The following is a 16,084-nucleotide window of genomic DNA, read 5'->3' as shown; positions in this document are numbered from 1 at the left end:
TCGCGCGGGGGTCAGCTCTTCTCGAAGCGGAAGCCGACGCCGCGGACGGTGGCGATGTAGCGGGGGTTGGCCGCGTCGTCGCCCAGCTTCTTGCGCAGCCAGGAGATGTGCATGTCGAGGGTCTTGGTGGAGGACCACCAGGTGGTGTCCCAGACCTCGCGCATCAGCTGGTCGCGGGTGACGACCCGGCCGGCGTCGCGGACCAGGACGCGCAGCAGGTCGAACTCCTTGGCGGTGAGCTGGAGCTCCTCCTCCCCCATCCACGCGCGGTGCGATTCGACGTCGATGCGCACGCCGTGGGTGGCGGGGGCCTGGCCCGCCTCGGTGGCGCCGCGCCGCAGCAGGGCCCGTACGCGGGCCAGCAGCTCGGCGAGGCGGAAGGGCTTCGTCACGTAGTCGTCGGCGCCCGCGTCGAGGCCGACCACGGTGTCGACCTCGTCGGCCCGGGCGGTGAGTACCAGGATCGGGAAGCCGTGGCCCTCGGCGCGCAGGCGCCGGGCCACCTCCAGGCCGTCCATGCCGGGCAGGCCGAGATCCAGGACGACGAGGTCGACGCCGCCCTGCAGTCCGGCGTCCAGGGCGGTGGGGCCGTCCTCCCGGACCTCGACCTCGTAACCCTCCCGGCGCAGGGCGCGGGCGAGGGGTTCCGAGATGGATGCGTCGTCCTCGGCGAGCAGTACACGCGTCATGTGGGTGATGGTAGTCCGCGGCGGCTGAAAGCAGGCCCTTGCCCGCAGACCCCTCTCGAACTGGGGTTATGAACTACTACCGGCCTTCGAACATGACAGATCGGTTCCCGTTCGACCTGTGATCCATCTCTCAAGGGCTTCCATATGCGGCGGTGTCCTGTCGTATGGTGGCGAGACGCCTGATGCACTACCCAGGGGATCTTTGTGCCGAAATCCGCGCCGAAGACCTCAAATTCTGCTCTGGTCGGTTCATCCGGCCCAGATGACAGTGAATGACCTATGGGCCGGGCCCGGCGCGCGAGGAGGCGCGCAGGGCGTGGATCCCGGTCACGGCTGCCCCTTCACCCCCCGGCATACCGGGGAAATGACCCCTGGGCGTGGGGTGGGACGTCCGTGGCCGGTGCCGGCCGCCCCCCACCGGGCGCTGTAGAGCTCACGAAGCCGAGCGTCCCGAGCAAGCAAGGATCGACCATGGCTTCCAGCCTGACGAAGGACTCGCCGAGCGCAGCTCACGAGAAAACCGTCCTCGGCCACCCCGTTGGCCTGGCCACGCTGTTCATGACCGAGATGTGGGAGCGTTTCTCCTACTACGGCATGCGTGCGCTTCTCGTTCTGTACTTGGTCTCCGGCGGTGTCGACGCCGCGACCGGCAGCCAGGGCGGCGGCCTCGGCTTCACCGCGGCGACGGCCACGGCGATCTACTCCGTGTACGTCGCGATGGTCTACCTCATGGCGATGCCCGGCGGCTGGTTCGGCGACCGCGTCTGGGGCGCCCGCAAGACGGTCGCGATCGCCGGCGGCGTGATCATGGCGGGCCACCTGTCGCTCGCCCTGCCCGGTCAGATCGCGTTCTTCGTCGGTCTGCTGCTGGTCGCGGTCGGCTCCGGTCTGCTGAAGGCCAACATCTCCACGATGGTCGGCCACCTCTACAAGAGTGTGGACGACCCGCGCCGTGACAGCGGTTTCACGATCTTCTACATCGGCATCAACGTCGGTGCCCTTCTCGCCCCGGTCGGCATCGGCATGGTCGGCGAGCTCGTGAACTGGCACCTCGGCTTCGCGCTCGCCGCCGTCGGCATGGGCATCGGCCTCGTGATCTACCTGCTCGCCGGCCGCACCCTGAGCCCGCAGAGCAGCCTGGTCCCCAACCCGCTGTCCGCGGCCGAGCGCAAGGCCGTGATCGTCAAGGCCCTCGCCGTCCTGGCCGTCGTCGCCGTCTTCTACGGCGCCGTGGTCGCGGCGGACATGTTCACCATCAAGTGGGCGCTGTACCCGATCACCGTCGCCGGTCTGATCATTCCGGTCGCCGTCCTCGTCCGCATCAAGCGGGACAAGGACCTGTCCGTCGTCGAGCAGACCCGGATGAGCGCCTACATCTGGTTCTTCGTGGCCGCCGCCGTCTTCTGGATGATCTACGACCAGGGCGGTTCGACCCTTTCGCTCTTCGGTGACAAGAACTCCGAGCGCGCCCTGCTCGGCTGGGAAGTCCCGACCACCATCTTCCAGTCGCTGAACCCGCTCTTCGTGGTGATCCTGGCCCCGGTCTTCGCCGCCGCGTGGGTGGCCCTGGCCCGCCGCAACCGCGAGCCCAGCACCATCGTGAAGTTCTCGGCGGCCCTGATCATCGTCGGCGCCTCGTTCTTCGTCTTCGCCCTGCCGCTGAGCCAGACCGCCGGCAACGACACCAAGGTCACCATGTGGTGGCTGGTGCTCATCTTCCTGATGCACACGCTCGCCGAGCTGTGCCTCTCCCCGGTCGGCCTGTCGGTCACCACGAAGATGGCGCCGCAGAAGTACGGCTCCCAGATGATGGGCGTCTGGTTCCTGGCCGTCACCGCCGGTGACTGCATCACCGGTCTGCTCGGTCTGGCCGAGGTCCAGCTGAACGGCGTGGGGATCATCCTCTTCCAGGCGGCCGCCGCCGTCCTCGCCGGTGTCGCGATCTACATGTACCGCCAGAAGGTCAACGCGCTGATGGGCGACATGAACTGACCCACCCCGCGCGAGCGGTGAACGGCCCGGCACACCGGAAGGTGTGCCGGGCCGTTCGCGTGTCCGGCGGAGCCGGTCAGCGGGTGCCGCGCAGGCGGCGCCAGGGCGTGAAGGCGAAGACCGCGCCGCCGAGCAGGATCACGGTGCCGGCGACCAGCGCGAGGGCCTGGAGGCCGCCCTCGTCGTCGGCGCCGGTCTCGGCGAGGCCGCCCGCGGCGCCGGAGGTGCCCGAGGCCGCGGAGCCGGCGGACGTGGAGCCCGAGCCGCCCGGCTGGGCGGCGGTGTCGAGCTCCAGGGAGACGCCGCTGCTGGCCGCCTTGCAGGGCACGTTGATCGGGGTCGAGCCCGGGGCCATCGTGACGTCGATCGTCAGCTGGTCCGGGCTCAGCGTCACCTTGCCCGACTTGCCGGGCTTGTAGGTACCGGTCATGTCGCTGAGGCTGACCGGGGCCTTGTCGGGGATCGGCTCCGCGTTGGCGGGGCCGGTGACCTTGACCGAGCCGCTGTCGGCGCCGCCGAGCTTGATGTCCATGGAGGGCTTGAGGGCCCCGGCGGGCAGGGCCATGGGCGCGGCCATGGCTCCCTTGGCGGTCTTGACCGTGAGGTCGTAGCCGCCGCCGGCGTTCTTCTTGGCGTTGACGGTGACCGGGGTCTTGATGCCGCCGGGGACCACCGCGCCGCAGTCGTAGGCCACCTCGACCGCCTTGCCGGGGAAGTCGGTCTGGCCGCCGCTGCCGCCGGTGGTGGAACCGGTCGTGGAACCGGTCGTGGAACCGGTGGTCGCGCCGCCGGTCGTGGAACCGGTCGTGGAACCGGTGGTCGCGCCGCCGGTCGTGGCGCCGCCGGTGGTCGCGCCGCCCGTCGTCGCGCCGCCGGTCGTGGCGCCGCCCGTCGTGCCGCCGCCGTCCGACACGTCGATGGTCGCCCCGCCCTTCACCTCGCCCACCGGGGCGCACTTGGTGACGAAGGTGCCGAAGGGGAAGGTCACCGCGACCTCGTACCTGCCGGGGGTCAGGGTGATCTTCCCGGCCTTGGTCAGCTTCACCTTGCCCTTCATGGTGGACATGACCATGGGGGCCTTCTTGGGGATCTCCGGGTTCTTCTTCTCCCCGACGACCTTGGCCTCCCCTCCCCCGCCCCCGACGGTGAGCCAGCCGGTGGGCTGGACCGAGTCCTTGGGGATCACCATCAGGTCGGTGTTGTTCGAGGCCGGCTTCACCGTCTCCCACGACACGTCGACCTCGTCCCCGACCTTGGCCGTGGCCGGCGCGGTGATCCTGGCGGTGGTCTCGCCCTCCACCGGATCACCGCCGCCGGCCGGCGGTACGCACTTGACCTTGAACGTGGCTTCGGCCGCCTGGGCGGGGGAAGCCGCCACGGCGATACCCGCGCCGCTGAGCAGCAGCGCGACCACGGCCGCGCTCGCCCTCCGTTGGGTCTTCACGATGGTCCCTTCGTCGTCGGACTGTGATCGGACGGTGCGGATGTCTGGGGGGGCCGCGGTGCGGGTTCCGGTTCCGGATCCGGATCCGGAACCGGAACCGGCGGTGCGAACCAGGGCAGGACCTGTGTCGGGGCGTCGGGGGCCCGTACCGCGCGGACCCGCGGCAGGCGGGCCGTCACCGCCGACGCCGCGGAGGCCGCCGAGCCGTCGGCCGGGGCCGCCCCGGCGCTGCGGTGGCGGCCGGACACCGCACCGGCGCGGGGGCGGACCCGGTCGACGACGGCCATGCCGGCCCGGAAGAGCGCCGTCGGGACCACCACCAGCAGCAGCCCCCAGAACAGCAGCACCCCGTACGGGCGGTCCACGCCCCAGGGCTGGGCGGCCAGGACCGTGTCCCCGTACTTGAGGGAGACCGTGTAGTCGCCGTGGGCGCCCGCCGCCAGGGCCACGTCCAGCGCGACCTCCGCCGTGCCGCCGGGCGGGATGGTGCCCTTCCAGCGGGCCTCCTCCCACACCGGGGCGAAGACCCCGTGCGCGGTGCCGAGCTGGAAGACGGGGTCCTTGACCGGGGCCGAGCCGAGGTTGCCGAGGGTGGCGGTGAACTTGCGGCCGGGCGGGGCGCCGAACCAGGTCAGCACCCCGTCCTCGCCCCTGAGGCGGACCCCGCTCAGCATCGCGAGCCGGGCGGTGCCGGATTCGGCGGGCAGCTCCGCCACCGGATGGCCGGTGATCTTCAGCGGGAGGGCCACGGTGGACTGGTCCCCGTTGACGGAGGTCACGGTGACCACGCAGGGGCAGGGTTTGGGCGGTTCCGCGACCGGCAGCCTCGCGGTGAACCCGCCGTCGCCGGCGACCGCGACGGCGACCCCGTCGGCGTTGGCACAGCTGTTGGTGCCGCCGATCATGTTCTGGCCGCAGACCAGCAGCATGACGAGCGTCTTCGCCCGCCAGCCGGTGCCGGTGACCGTGATCTCGGTGCCCTTGGCCGCCTCCTGGAGGGAGAGCGCCGCGGCGGGCTTCCCCTCGTCGGCGGTCGCGGGGGCGGCCGCCGGCAGCAGCGCGAGCAGAGTGAGGGCGAGCGCCGTCAGGGCCGCGCCGAGGAGGGGTGCGGGCTTCGCGCCGGCCGTGCGGCTCACCTGGTCGCTCCCGTCAGCTCGTGCCGGTCGTCCTTCTCGTGCGCCCGCTCGTCGTCCGGGGTCCGGGCCGGCGGGCGCGCGTACGGCTCCGCGCGCCGGGAGCGCCGGGAGCGCCGGGCCCGTACGAGGAGCAGCGCGGCGACCGCCGTCCCGCCGAGGGCGGTCAGGGCGCCGCCGGCCAGGGCCGCTCCCCCGCCGGGCACCGGCCACGCCGAGGCGGTGGCGGTGGCCGGGGCCGCGCCGGGAGCCGTGGCGGTGAGGGTGACGGTGACCCGGCCGAAGGCGGGCGCGCCGGGCCACGGCTCGCTCAGCCGGGCCCGCCGGCCGGGCAGCAGTTCGAGGGGCAGGGCGCGGGCGGGCAGGGTGCGGGGCCCGCCGAAGGTGCCCCCGGCGCGCAGGGCGAGTTCGGGGGTGAGGGTGACGTTGCCCCGGTTGACCAGGGTGTAGTCGACGGTGGTGGCCGTGCCGTGGCCGCGTACGGAGACCTCCTCGACGGTGAGGGCGGCCAGGGCCGGGCCGCCGACCCGCAGGTGGACCCGTACGCCCGCCTCACGGCCGGCCTCGGTGGCGACGACGGCGGCCGGGTGGTCGCCGGGCGGCGAGGCGGGCGGCACGGTGACGGTGAACGGGACCACCGCGCGGGTGCGGGGCGGGAGTTTCACCGTGGCGGCGCCGCCGAAGCTGATCCAGGAGCCCGCGCCGCCGGACCCGGCGGCGGGGCGCACGGCGAAGGCTCCGTCCGGGGTGGTGTGGGCGTCGGCCCCGCGCAGGGTGACGGTGTGCTCCCGGTCGTCGGGGTTGGCCAGCGCGAGCCGGTCCTCCAGGACGGTCCCGGCGGGGCCCGCGAGGTAGAAGTACGGGCGCGCGGGGCCGGGGCGACCGGTGGCCGGCTCGGCGGTCCAGCCCGGTCCGGCGGGTTCGTCGGCCGCCGCGGCCGGGGCGGCGTACAGGCCGGCGGCGGCGAGGAGAGCGGCGCCGAGCCGCTTGAGGGGGGTGCGGAGCACGGGCGGCGGCTCCGTTCAGGACCGGGTCCGCTGGGGCTGCCGGCCGCGCCGGGTCAGCCACAGCACTCCGGCGGCGCCGGAGAGCAGCACGGTGGCGCCGAGGGTGCCGAGGGCGAGGGCGGAGTCGGCGGGGCCGGTCTGCGGGAGCGCCTCCCCCGAGCCCCCCGAACCCCCGGAGCCTCCGGAGTCCCCCGGGCCCGCGCCGCCGCCGGCCGCCGTGACCTCCATCTCCAGGGACGGCCCGGGGCTGTTGCCGGGGGTGCAGGTGGTGGTGGTACCCATTGCCTTGATGGTGAGGACGCCCGCGGTGAAGGTGACCTTGCCGCTCTTCTTCGGGGTGTAGGTGCCCGACAGATCGGTGATCCTGATGGGGGTGTTGGCGGGCGCGGCTTCGGGGTTGGGCGGCCCGGAGACCGGTACGGAGGCCTTCTCGGCGCCGTCGGCCATGATGACGGCGCTGGGGTTCATGGCGCCCTTGCCCAGCTCGATGGGGCTGGAGGAGACGCCCTTCTGGAAGGACATCGTCAGCTTGTAGCCGTCGCCCTCCTTGACGGCCTTGATGTCGATGGGCGAGACCGCGGACTTGTCCCCGATGGGGGTCTTGCACTGGTACTCGACGTCGACCACGTCGGCGTGGGCCGCGGGGGCGGCGAGCAGGACCGCGGATCCGGCGAGCGCGCAGGCCAGCGCGAGTGCGGTGGAACGTTTCCGGTCGGACACCTTCGTCTTCCCCTCGGGCCACACGTTACTGACGGAACATCAGATCGGTGGCACAAGGTACGCCCGGGACCTTACGGAGGGAAGACAAAGGACACCCGGCGCTTCGGGTGGGCGTCCCGGCCGCCGGTCAGGCGGCGCGGACCCCCCGCTGCCAGACGGCCGAGACGAGCGGGACGCCCGGACGGTAGGCGAGGTGGACGTGGCTGGGGGCTTCGAGCAGGGCCAGGTCCGCGCGGGCGCCGGGCCCCAGGCGCCCGAGGTCGTCGCGGCGCAGCGCGCGGGCCCCGCCGGCCGTGGCGGACCAGAGCGCCTCGTCGGGGGTCATGCCCATGTCCCGGACGGCGAGGGCGATGCAGAACGGCATGGAACTCGTGTACGAGGAACCGGGGTTGCAGTCGGTGGACAGCGCGACGGTGGCGCCGGCGTCGAGCAGCCGGCGGGCGTCGGGCCACTGGGCGCGGGTGGAGAACTCGGCGCCGGGCAGCAGGGTGGCGACGGTCGTGCCGGCGGCCTGGGCGAGGGCGTCGACGTCGGCGTCGGTGAGGTGGGTGCAGTGGTCCGCGGAGGCCGCCTCCAGCTCCACGGCCAGCTGCACGCCGGGCCCGTGGGACAGCTGGTTGGCGTGGACGCGCGGGACCAGCCCGGCGGCGGCGCCGGCGGTGAGGATCGCGCGGGCCTGGTCGCCGTCGAAGGCGCCCTTCTCGCAGAAGACGTCCACCCAGCGCGCGTACGGGGCGCAGGCCGCCAGCATCTCGCCGGTGACGAGCGCGACGTAGCCGGCCGGGTCGTCGGCGTAGTCGGGGGAGACGATGTGCGCGCCGAGGTAGGTGACCTCCTCGGTGTGCGCCGAGGCGATGCGCAGGGCGCGGGCCTCGTCGGCGACGGTGAGGCCGTAGCCGGACTTGGTCTCGAAGGTGGTGGTGCCCTGGCGGCGGGCCTCGTCGAGGTGGCGCAGCAGGTTGGCCTCCAGCTCGGCGTCGGAGGCGGCGCGGGTGGCGGCGACGGTGGTGCGGATGCCGCCGGCGGTGTAGCCGCGGCCGGACATCCGGGCGTTGAACTCGGCGGTGCGGTCGCCGGCGAAGACGAGGTGGCTGTGGGAGTCGACGAAGCCGGGGATGACGGCGCGGCCGTTCGCGTTGAACGCGGTGTCGGCGGCCGGGGCCTTGTCGGCGGAGCCGACCCAGGCGATCGTGTCGTTCTCGATGACGACGGCGGCGTCCTGGATCAGGCCGAGGGGGGTGCCGTCGCCGAGGGCGGGGTCGTTGGTGACGAGGCTGCCGATGTTGGTGATGACGGTGGTGGTCATGGTTCCTCGGGGTGGTCGAGTTGTTTGTCCCCCCACCCCGCCCCTTCCCGATATTCCGGCCCCGCCGGCGTTTGAGGCGCGGGGGTCCGGGGCGGAGCCCCCGGTTTCGGGAAGGGGCGGGGTGGGGGCAGGCTCCGCGCAGCGGCGGGCTCCGGCTCGGTCAGGCGCGGAGGGCGGCGATGGCGGACGCCAGGGCTGACGGGACGTCCGGGACCAGGGTGTGGGCGCCGTCACGGACCACGTGGCGGCCGCCGACCACCGTGTGGCGGACGTCGGCGGCCGAGGCGGCGAAGACGGCCGTCTCCGCGCCGAGGCGCGCCGCCGGGCCGGCCGTGCGTACGGAGTCCAGCGCGACGGTGGTGAAGTCGGCGAGGGCGCCGGCCTCCAGGCGTCCCGCGTCCGGCAGGCCGAGCGCGGCGTGGCCGTCCTCGGTGGCGGCCCGCAGCAGGGCGTTCGCCGTCCAGTGGCCCCGGGTGCGGCTGGCGAGGCGCTCGTTCAGCTCCATCGCCCGCGCCTCCTCCAGCAGGTCGATCACGGCGTGGCTGTCGCTGCCCAGCGACAGCGGGCTGCCCGCCCGCTGGAGGCGTCCGGCCGGGCCGATGCCGTCCGCGAGGTCGCGTTCGGTGGTGGGGCACATGCAGGTGCCGGTGGCGGTGGCGCCGAGCAGGGCGATGTCCGCGTCCGTCAGGTGCGTGTTGTGGACGCCGGTGGTGCCCGGGCCGAGCACGCCGTGGTCGGCGAGCAGCTGCGTGGGCGTACAGCCGTGCGCGGCCTGGCAGGCGTCGTTCTCGGCGGTCTGCTCGGACAGGTGGACGTGCAGCGGGGCCTGCCGCTCCTGCGCCCAGCGGGCGACCGTGGCGAGCTGGTCGGCGGGCACGGCGCGCACGGAGTGGACCGCCGCGCCGATCAGCGCGTGCTCCCGCGGCTTGAGGGCGGAGACCCGTTCGGCCCAGGCGTCGGCGCTGCCGTCGGAGAACCGCCGCTGGTGCTCGTTCGGCGCTTCGCCGAAGCCCGAGGACAGGTACGCGGTGTCGAGGAGGGTGACGCGGATGCCCGCCGCCGCCGCGGCCTCGATGAGGGCCTCGCCCATGGCGTTGGGGTCGGCGTACGGGGTGCCGCCGGGGGCGTGGTGGACGTAGTGGAACTCGCCGACGTTGGTGATGCCGGCCAGGGCCATCTCCGCGTACACGGCGCGCGCGAGGTCGAAGTAGCTCTCGGGGGTGAGTCTCTGCGCGACCCCGTACATGACCTCGCGCCAGGTCCAGAAGGTCCCCGAGCCGACCTGGACGGCCGAGCGCAGCGCCCGGTGGAAGGCGTGGGAGTGGGCGTTGGCCAGGCCCGGCAGGGTCAGGCCGCGCAGCACCTCCGCCCCGGGGGGCGGGCCGGGCGTCCCGGTGCGCAGGGCGGCGATCCGCCCGTCGCCGGACACGTCCAGGACGACGCCCGGCTCGACGGCGCTGCCGAGCCAGGCGTGCTCCAGCCAGTACGTCTTCAACGGCATGCCAGGCCTTCCAGTACGTCGGCGAGGGCGAGGACTCCGGCCACGCAGTCGTCCTCGGCCGCGAACTCCCGCGGCGAGTGGGAGACGCCGGTGGGGTTGCGTACGAACAGCATGGCGGTCGGGACCGATCCGGAGAGGATCCCGGCGTCGTGTCCCGCGCCGGTGCCGAGGACCGGGACGGCTCCGCCCAGGAGCCGGTTGAGCTCGTCGCGCAGGGCGTGCTCGAACTCGACGACCGGGGTGAAGGACTCCCGTACGACGTTCAGGTCGATGCCGTCGCGCTCGGCGTGTTCGCGGGCGGCCTTCTCGACGGCGGTGACGACCGTGTCGAGGGTGGCCTGGTCGGCGGCGCGGGAGTCGAGCCAGCCCCGTACCAGCGAGGGGATGGCGTTGACGCCGTTCGGCTCGACGGAGATCTTGCCGAAGGTGGCGACGGCGCCGGCGAGGGCCGCCTCCTGGCGGGCGGCCAGCACGGTCTGCGCGTACGTGAGCATCGGGTCGCGGCGGTCGACCAGGCGGGTGGTGCCCGCGTGGTTGGCCTCGCCGTGGAAGTCGAACCGCCAGCGGCCGTGCGGCCAGATGGCGGAGGCGATGCCGACGCGGTCGCCGGACAGGTCGAGGGCGCGGCCCTGTTCGACGTGGAGCTCGACGAAGGCCCCGATACGGGCGAGGCGTTCCGGGTCGGCTCCGATGGTATCGGGGTCGTACCCGGCGGCCTCCATGGCCTGCGGGAGGCTGACGCCGTCGGCGTCGCGCAGCTCGTACGCCTTGTCCTTGCTCAGCTGTCCGGCGGCGAGCCGGGAGCCGACGCAGGCCAGCCCGAAGCGGGCGCCCTCCTCGTCACCGAAGTTGGTGATGGCCAGGGGGCGGGTGGGGGCGGCGCCGCGGGCGCGGAGCTCGTCCAGGGCGGCGAAGGAGGACACCACTCCGAGGGGGCCGTCGAAGGCCCCGCCGTCGGGGACGGAGTCCAGGTGGGAGCCGGTGACCACGGCGTCGCCCGCGAGGGGGTCGCCGAGCCAGGCCCACTGGTTGCCGTTGCGGTCCACCTCGTACGCGAGCCCGCGCGCCTCGGCCTGCCCGCGGAACCAGGCCCGGCAGTCGGCGTCGGCACCGGTCCAGGCGTAGCGGCGGTACCCGCCGGAGCCGGCGTGGCGGCCGATGGGCTGGAGCTCTGCCCACATGCTGTGGAAGCTGGTCTCTCCCCGCCCCGCCCTTCCACCGTTCCCCGGGGCTCCGCCCCGGACCCCGGAGGGGGCCCCGGGGGCTGCGCCCCCGGGTGCCCCGGCCCCGCCGGCGTTTGAGGCGCGGGGGTCCGGGGGCAGAGCCCCCGGCAGCGGTGCCGCACCGGGCCGGGAGTCCCCCCGGCCCGGGAATCGTGCCTCGCTCACGCGGAGTGCTCCCGCATCGGGACGCGGACGCCGCGCTCGTCGGCGACCGTCTCGGCGATGTCGTAGCCGGCGTCGACGTGGCGGATGACGCCCATGCCGGGGTCGTTGGTGAGGACGCGGCGGATCTTCTCGCCGGCCAGCGGGGTGCCGTCGGCGACGGTGACCTGGCCGGCGTGGATGGAGCGGCCCATGCCGACGCCGCCGCCGTGGTGGATGGACACCCAGGAGGCGCCGGAGGCCACGTTCACCATGGCGTTGAGCAGCGGCCAGTCGGCGATGGCGTCGGAGCCGTCGAGCATGGCCTCGGTCTCGCGGTACGGGGAGGCGACGGAACCGCAGTCGAGGTGGTCGCGCCCGATGGCCAGCGGGGCGGCCAGCTCGCCGCTCGCCACCATGTCGTTGAAGCGCTCGCCGGCGCGGTCGCGCTCGCCGTAGCCGAGCCAGCAGATACGGGCGGGCAGGCCCTGGAAGTGGACGCGCTCGCCGGCCATCTTGAGCCAGCGGTGCAGGGACTCGTTCTCCGGGAACAGCTCCAGCATCGCCTTGTCGGTCTTGGCGATGTCCGAGGCCTCGCCGGACAGGGCGGCCCAGCGGAAGGGGCCCTTGCCCTCGCAGAACAGCGGCCGGATGTAGGCGGGGACGAAGCCGGGGAAGGCGAAGGCGCGGTCGTAGCCGGCCAGCTGGGCCTCGCCGCGGATGGAGTTGCCGTAGTCGAAGACCTCGGCGCCGGCGTCCATGAAGCCGACCATCGCCTCGACGTGCCGGGCCATCGACTCGCGGGCGCGGGTGGTGAAGCCGGCCGGGTCCTTGGCGGCGTACGCGGCCATGTCGTCGAAGTCGACGCCGACGGGGAGGTAGGAGAGCGGGTCGTGGGCGCTCGTCTGGTCGGTGACGATGTCGATCGGGGCGCCTTCGGCCAGCATCTGCGGGAGCAGCTCGGCGGCGTTGCCGAGGAGGCCGATGGACAGCGGCCTGCGGGCGTCGCGGGCCTCGGTGGCCAGCTGGAGGGCGTGGGCGAGGCTGTCGGCCTTCACGTCCAGGTAGCGGTGCTCGATGCGGCGCTCGATGGCGCGCGGGTCGACGTCGATGCAGATCGCGACGCCGTCGTTCATCGTCACGGCCAGCGGCTGGGCGCCGCCCATGCCGCCGAGGCCGGCGGTCAGGGTGATGGTGCCCGCCAGGGTGCCGCCGAACTTCTTCGCGGCGACGGCCGCGAAGGTCTCGTAGGTGCCCTGGAGGATGCCCTGGGTGCCGATGTAGATCCAGGAGCCGGCGGTCATCTGGCCGTACATGGTCAGGCCGAGGTGCTCCAGGCGGCGGAACTCCTCCCAGTTGGCCCAGTCGCCGACCAGGTTGGAGTTGGCGAGCAGCACGCGCGGCGCCCACTCGTGGGTCTGCATCACGCCGACCGGGCGGCCGGACTGGACCAGCATGGTCTCGTCCTGCTTGAGGGTCCGAAGGGTGCGCACCATCGCGTCGAAGGAGCGCCAGTCGCGGGCGGCCTTGCCGGTGCCGCCGTAGACGACGAGCTTGTCGGGGTGCTCCGCGACCTCGGGGTCGAGGTTGTTCTGCAGCATGCGGAGGGCGGCCTCCTGCTGCCATCCCAGGGTGCTGAGCTCGGTGCCTCGCGCGGCCCGTACGGGGCGGGGTCCTGACATGGCTGGTGCCTCCTCCGATGTTGGTCAATCCATTCACATCCTGGCGGTATGAATAGTTCCAGTCAACAGCTGCGGCGCAGACGTCCTGATGATGGGATGGCCGACATGGCCGCCGAGACGCACACGCAGGGCGCCGCCGAGCGCCGTGACCGGGCCGTACGGGCCGCCGTGGAGCAGGGGCTGCTGGACTCCGAGCCGGTGGTCTGCCTGCTGGACGTGGCCGGTATCCGCGCCTCCGCCGCCGCCCTGGCCGGCGCGTTCGCGGCCGCGGTGGCGCCCGGCACGCCCGTCCTGCACACCTTCGCGGTGAAGGCCGCCCCGCTGGTCCCCGTCCTGCGGCTGCTCGCGGACGCCGGGATCGGCTGCGAGGTGGCCAGTCCCGGGGAGCTGGCCCTGGCCCGGGCGGCGGGGGTCCCGGCGGAGCGGACGGTACTGGACTCCCCCGCGAAGACGGCCGCCGAGCTGCGCGGGGCGCTGGCCCTGGGGATCGCCGTCAACGCCGACAACGGGCAGGAGCTGGAGCGCCTGGACGCCCTGGTGGCGGCGGGCCCCACCCGCTCCCCGCTCGGGGTGCGGATCAACCCGCAGACGGGCGCCGGGACCATCGACGCCCTGTCCACGGCCACCGCCGTCTCCAAGTTCGGCTTCCCGCTGCGGGACCCGGGGGCGCGCGAACGGCTCGTACGGGCCTTCGTGGAGCGGCCGTGGCTGACCCGGCTGCACGTCCACTCGGGCTCGCAGGGCGTGCCGCTGTCGCTGATCGCCGAGGGGGTGCGGGAGCTGCACGCGCTGGCCGAGGAGATCAACGCGGCGGCCGGGGAGCGGCGGGTCGACACCCTCGACATCGGCGGCGGACTGCCGGTGAACTTCGCCTCGGACGAGCACGCCCCGGGCTGGGACGCGTACGCGGCCGCCCTGCGCGAGGGCGTGCCGGCCCTCTTCGACGGCTCGTACGGGCTGGTCACCGAGTTCGGGCGGTCCCTGCTGGCCAAGCACGGGCTGGTGCTGGCCCGGGTCGAGTACACGAAGGTGACCGGCGGACGGCCCATCGCGCTGACCCACGCCGGGGTCCAGGTGGCCACCCGTACCGTGTACGCCCCGGCGGCCTGGCCGCTGCGGATCCTGGCGTACGACGGCGAGGGCGCCCCGAGGACCGGTGTGCCGGTGGCGCAGGACATCGCGGGGCCCGCCTGCTTCGCCGGGGACCTGCTGGCCGCCGCCCGGGAGCTGCCGGAGCTCTCGCCGGGCGACGTGATCGCCGTCCCGGACACGGGCGCGTACTTCTTCACGGCCCACTACGGCTACAACAGCCTCCCCCGCCCGGCGGTCCACGGCTTCACGGACGACGGCCCGCCCGGCGGGATCCGCTTCGCCCTGGCCCGCCCGGCGCAGTCCCTGCCGGAGATCGTCACGGAGGCGGGCGGCGACTTCCGCGACGCCCTGCGGTAGGCCTGGCCGGCCGGGGTACGGCTTGCCTCCGGCCGCGGGCCGGGGCGGGGCCGCCAGGTCCGGGCTGCGGACCGCCGCACGGTGCCCTTGCCCCTCCCCGCCCTTCGCCCGTTCCCCGGAGCTGCGCCCCGGCCCCCGTCGGGGCTATGCCCCGAAACCCTGGGGCTCCGCCCCATCCCCAGGGGGCTCCGCCCCTGCCCCCGCTACGGTGCGCTCCGCGCCCGGAGCGCTCGAACACCGCGCCGGCCGGAAGTGCGCTGCGCGCACTCAAGACCCGCCGGCGGCGGCCGCCGCCCTCCAGGCCCGCCGGCCCCTCCGGCGCCGCCCGGCGAAATCCAGCCCCGCCGGCGTTTGAGGCGCGGGGGTCTGGGGGCGGAGCCCCCAGGGGGTCCGGGCGCAGCCCGGGGAACGGGCGAAGGGCGGGTAGGGGACCCACCCCCCGCGCAGCGGCACCCGCACCCCGGCCCCGGCAACGCACCGCACGACGCCCACCCCGCACCCGCAGCGGCGCCCCCACACCCGCCCGGCACGGCCCGGCCCGCCACGGCCCGGCCCCTGCCCCCGGCCCGGCACAGCCCGTCCCCGCCCGGCACGGCCCGGCCCCTGCCCCCGGCCCGGCACAGCCCGTCCCCGCCCGGCACGGCCCCGCCCGGCACGGCTCGCCACGCCACGGCCCGGCAAGGCCCCGCAAGGCCCGGCACGGCTCCGCCCGGCACGGCACGGCAAGGCCCCGCACGGCCCCGCAAGGCCCGGCACGGCTCCGCCCGGCACGGCACGGCAAGGCCCCGCACGGCTCCGCCCGGCACGGGACGGCAAGGCCCGGCACGGCTCCGCCCGGCCCGGCCCGGCACGGCCCCCTGGCCCGGCCCGGCAGGGCGTGGGTGGCCTACTCCACGAACAGCCCCCGCGCAGCGGCCCGCGCGTCGAAGTCCTCCAGGCGCGCCTGCGCGTCCGGCAGCGCGTCCGCCATCGCCTCCAGCAGCACCCGCCCCAGCAGCATCGGCGCGCACGCCGTGTCGAAGGCCAGCCCGGTGCCCACCGGCGCCGGGATCAGCAGGTCCGAGTGCCGGGCGACGGGCGCGAACGCCGAGTCGGCGACCGTCACCGCCGTCAGCCCGGCCGCCCGCGCGTGGTCCAGCGCCTCCACCACCTCGCGCGGGTGCCGGGGCAGGGCGAAGCACAGCAGCGCCGACGCCCCCGCGGCGGCCGCCGCGTCGATCCGGTCGGCCAGCATGGAGCCGCCCTCGTCGAGGAGCCGCACGTCCGGATGCACCTTCGCGGCGAAGTACGCGAACCCGCGCGCCTGCGAGGACGCCGCCCGCAGCCCCAGCACCGGCAGCGGGGCCGAAGCCGCCAGCAGCCGCCCCGCCTCCTCGACCGGCGCCGGGTCCGCGAGCATCACCGCCAGCCGCTGGAGGTTCTCGATCTCGCCCTGGACGGCCTGCTGGTACTCGTTGTACGCATCCCCCCGCGCCGGCTCCGGCCGCCCCGCCGGAGCCACCTCGCGCAGGTGCCGGCGCAGCGCCGGGTACCCGTCGAAGCCGAGCGCCACGGCGAAGCGGGTCACCGACGGCTGGCTCACCCCGGCCAGCTCGGCCAGTTCCACACTGGACAGGAACGGCACCTCCGCCGCGCCGCGCACCATGCAGTGCGCGATCCGCCGCTGGGTCGGCGTCAGCCGGTGTCCCTCGAACAGCTGCTGCAGCCGTGCGGCCGGGCTGTCGTTCATCGCCGTCCCCTCCGTCCCGTCCCCGGTCAGATATTCAGTCACCGTGCACTCTGCATGTGTCTATGCAG

At 74.5% G+C, this 16,084-nt stretch carries 12 protein-coding genes; 2 read left to right on the top strand and 10 right to left on the bottom strand.

Translation table 11 applies throughout. From position 1 onward, the window contains the following. Positions 1 to 11: 11 nt before the first annotated feature. Entirely contained in the window at positions 12 to 689 is a 678-nt protein-coding gene (locus ACZ501_RS33470) for a response regulator transcription factor (RefSeq protein ID WP_361598287.1), read from the bottom strand. A 471-nt stretch (positions 690 to 1,160) separates the two neighbouring features. On the opposite strand from ACZ501_RS33470, the gene ACZ501_RS33465 reads away from it, so the two are divergent. After that, the gene (locus ACZ501_RS33465) at positions 1,161 to 2,681 is read left to right on the top strand and encodes a peptide MFS transporter (RefSeq protein WP_468800334.1); all 1,521 of its coding nucleotides are present in this window, start codon (positions 1,161 to 1,163) and stop codon (positions 2,679 to 2,681) included. A 76-nt stretch (positions 2,682 to 2,757) separates the two neighbouring features. Here the strand turns inward: ACZ501_RS33465 and ACZ501_RS33460 are convergent, their stop codons facing one another. The 8 genes from ACZ501_RS33460 to hutU form a co-directional block, all read right to left on the bottom strand. Further along, positions 2,758 to 4,125 (bottom strand): hypothetical protein, encoded by a 1,368-nt coding sequence (locus ACZ501_RS33460; protein ID WP_468800332.1) that lies wholly within the window; start codon positions 4,123 to 4,125, stop codon positions 2,758 to 2,760. After that, complete coding sequence (locus tag ACZ501_RS33455) at positions 4,122 to 5,261, bottom strand: neocarzinostatin apoprotein domain-containing protein (protein WP_468800330.1); 1,140 nt, start codon at positions 5,259 to 5,261, stop codon at positions 4,122 to 4,124. The genes ACZ501_RS33460 and ACZ501_RS33455 overlap by 4 nt, the downstream gene beginning before the upstream one ends. Further along, positions 5,258 to 6,265, bottom strand: coding sequence for a COG1470 family protein (locus ACZ501_RS33450; protein WP_468800328.1), 1,008 nt, complete (start codon positions 6,263 to 6,265; stop codon positions 5,258 to 5,260). The genes ACZ501_RS33455 and ACZ501_RS33450 overlap by 4 nt, the downstream gene beginning before the upstream one ends. A 15-nt stretch (positions 6,266 to 6,280) precedes the next feature. Next, positions 6,281 to 6,985, bottom strand: coding sequence for an LPXTG cell wall anchor domain-containing protein (locus ACZ501_RS33445; RefSeq protein WP_361611533.1), 705 nt, complete (start codon positions 6,983 to 6,985; stop codon positions 6,281 to 6,283). Positions 6,986 to 7,112: 127 nt separating this feature from the next. After that, on the bottom strand, positions 7,113 to 8,291 hold the full coding sequence (gene hutI, locus ACZ501_RS33440; RefSeq protein WP_468800326.1) for an imidazolonepropionase: 1,179 nt from the start codon (positions 8,289 to 8,291) through the stop codon (positions 7,113 to 7,115). A 160-nt stretch (positions 8,292 to 8,451) separates the two neighbouring features. Next, entirely contained in the window at positions 8,452 to 9,792 is a 1,341-nt protein-coding gene (locus ACZ501_RS33435; protein ID WP_468800324.1) for a formimidoylglutamate deiminase, read from the bottom strand. After that, positions 9,783 to 10,973, bottom strand: coding sequence for an allantoate amidohydrolase (locus tag ACZ501_RS33430; RefSeq protein WP_468800322.1), 1,191 nt, complete (start codon positions 10,971 to 10,973; stop codon positions 9,783 to 9,785). Before ACZ501_RS33430 ends, ACZ501_RS33435 begins: the two co-directional genes overlap by 10 nt. Before the next feature lie 203 nt (positions 10,974 to 11,176). Continuing rightward, positions 11,177 to 12,838: a urocanate hydratase gene (gene hutU / locus ACZ501_RS33425; RefSeq protein WP_361608957.1), complete on the bottom strand. Its 1,662-nt coding sequence runs from the start codon at positions 12,836 to 12,838 to the stop codon at positions 11,177 to 11,179. Positions 12,839 to 12,943: 105 nt separating this feature from the next. On the opposite strand from hutU, the gene ACZ501_RS33420 reads away from it, so the two are divergent. Further along, positions 12,944 to 14,287 (top strand): type III PLP-dependent enzyme domain-containing protein, encoded by a 1,344-nt coding sequence (locus tag ACZ501_RS33420; protein WP_468800319.1) that lies wholly within the window; start codon positions 12,944 to 12,946, stop codon positions 14,285 to 14,287. An 886-nt stretch (positions 14,288 to 15,173) separates the two neighbouring features. Here ACZ501_RS33420 and ACZ501_RS33415 read toward each other — a convergent pair. Further along, positions 15,174 to 16,016 carry a MurR/RpiR family transcriptional regulator gene (locus ACZ501_RS33415; RefSeq protein ID WP_361608961.1) on the bottom strand — a complete coding sequence of 281 codons (843 nt, stop codon included), beginning with the start codon at positions 16,014 to 16,016 and terminating at the stop codon, positions 15,174 to 15,176. Positions 16,017 to 16,084 lie beyond the last annotated feature (68 nt).

The organism is Streptomyces sp. NPDC034085, assembly GCF_055575555.1.
Note: the sequence above shows the minus strand (reverse complement) of the source record. Positions and strands in the feature narration are given on the sequence as shown.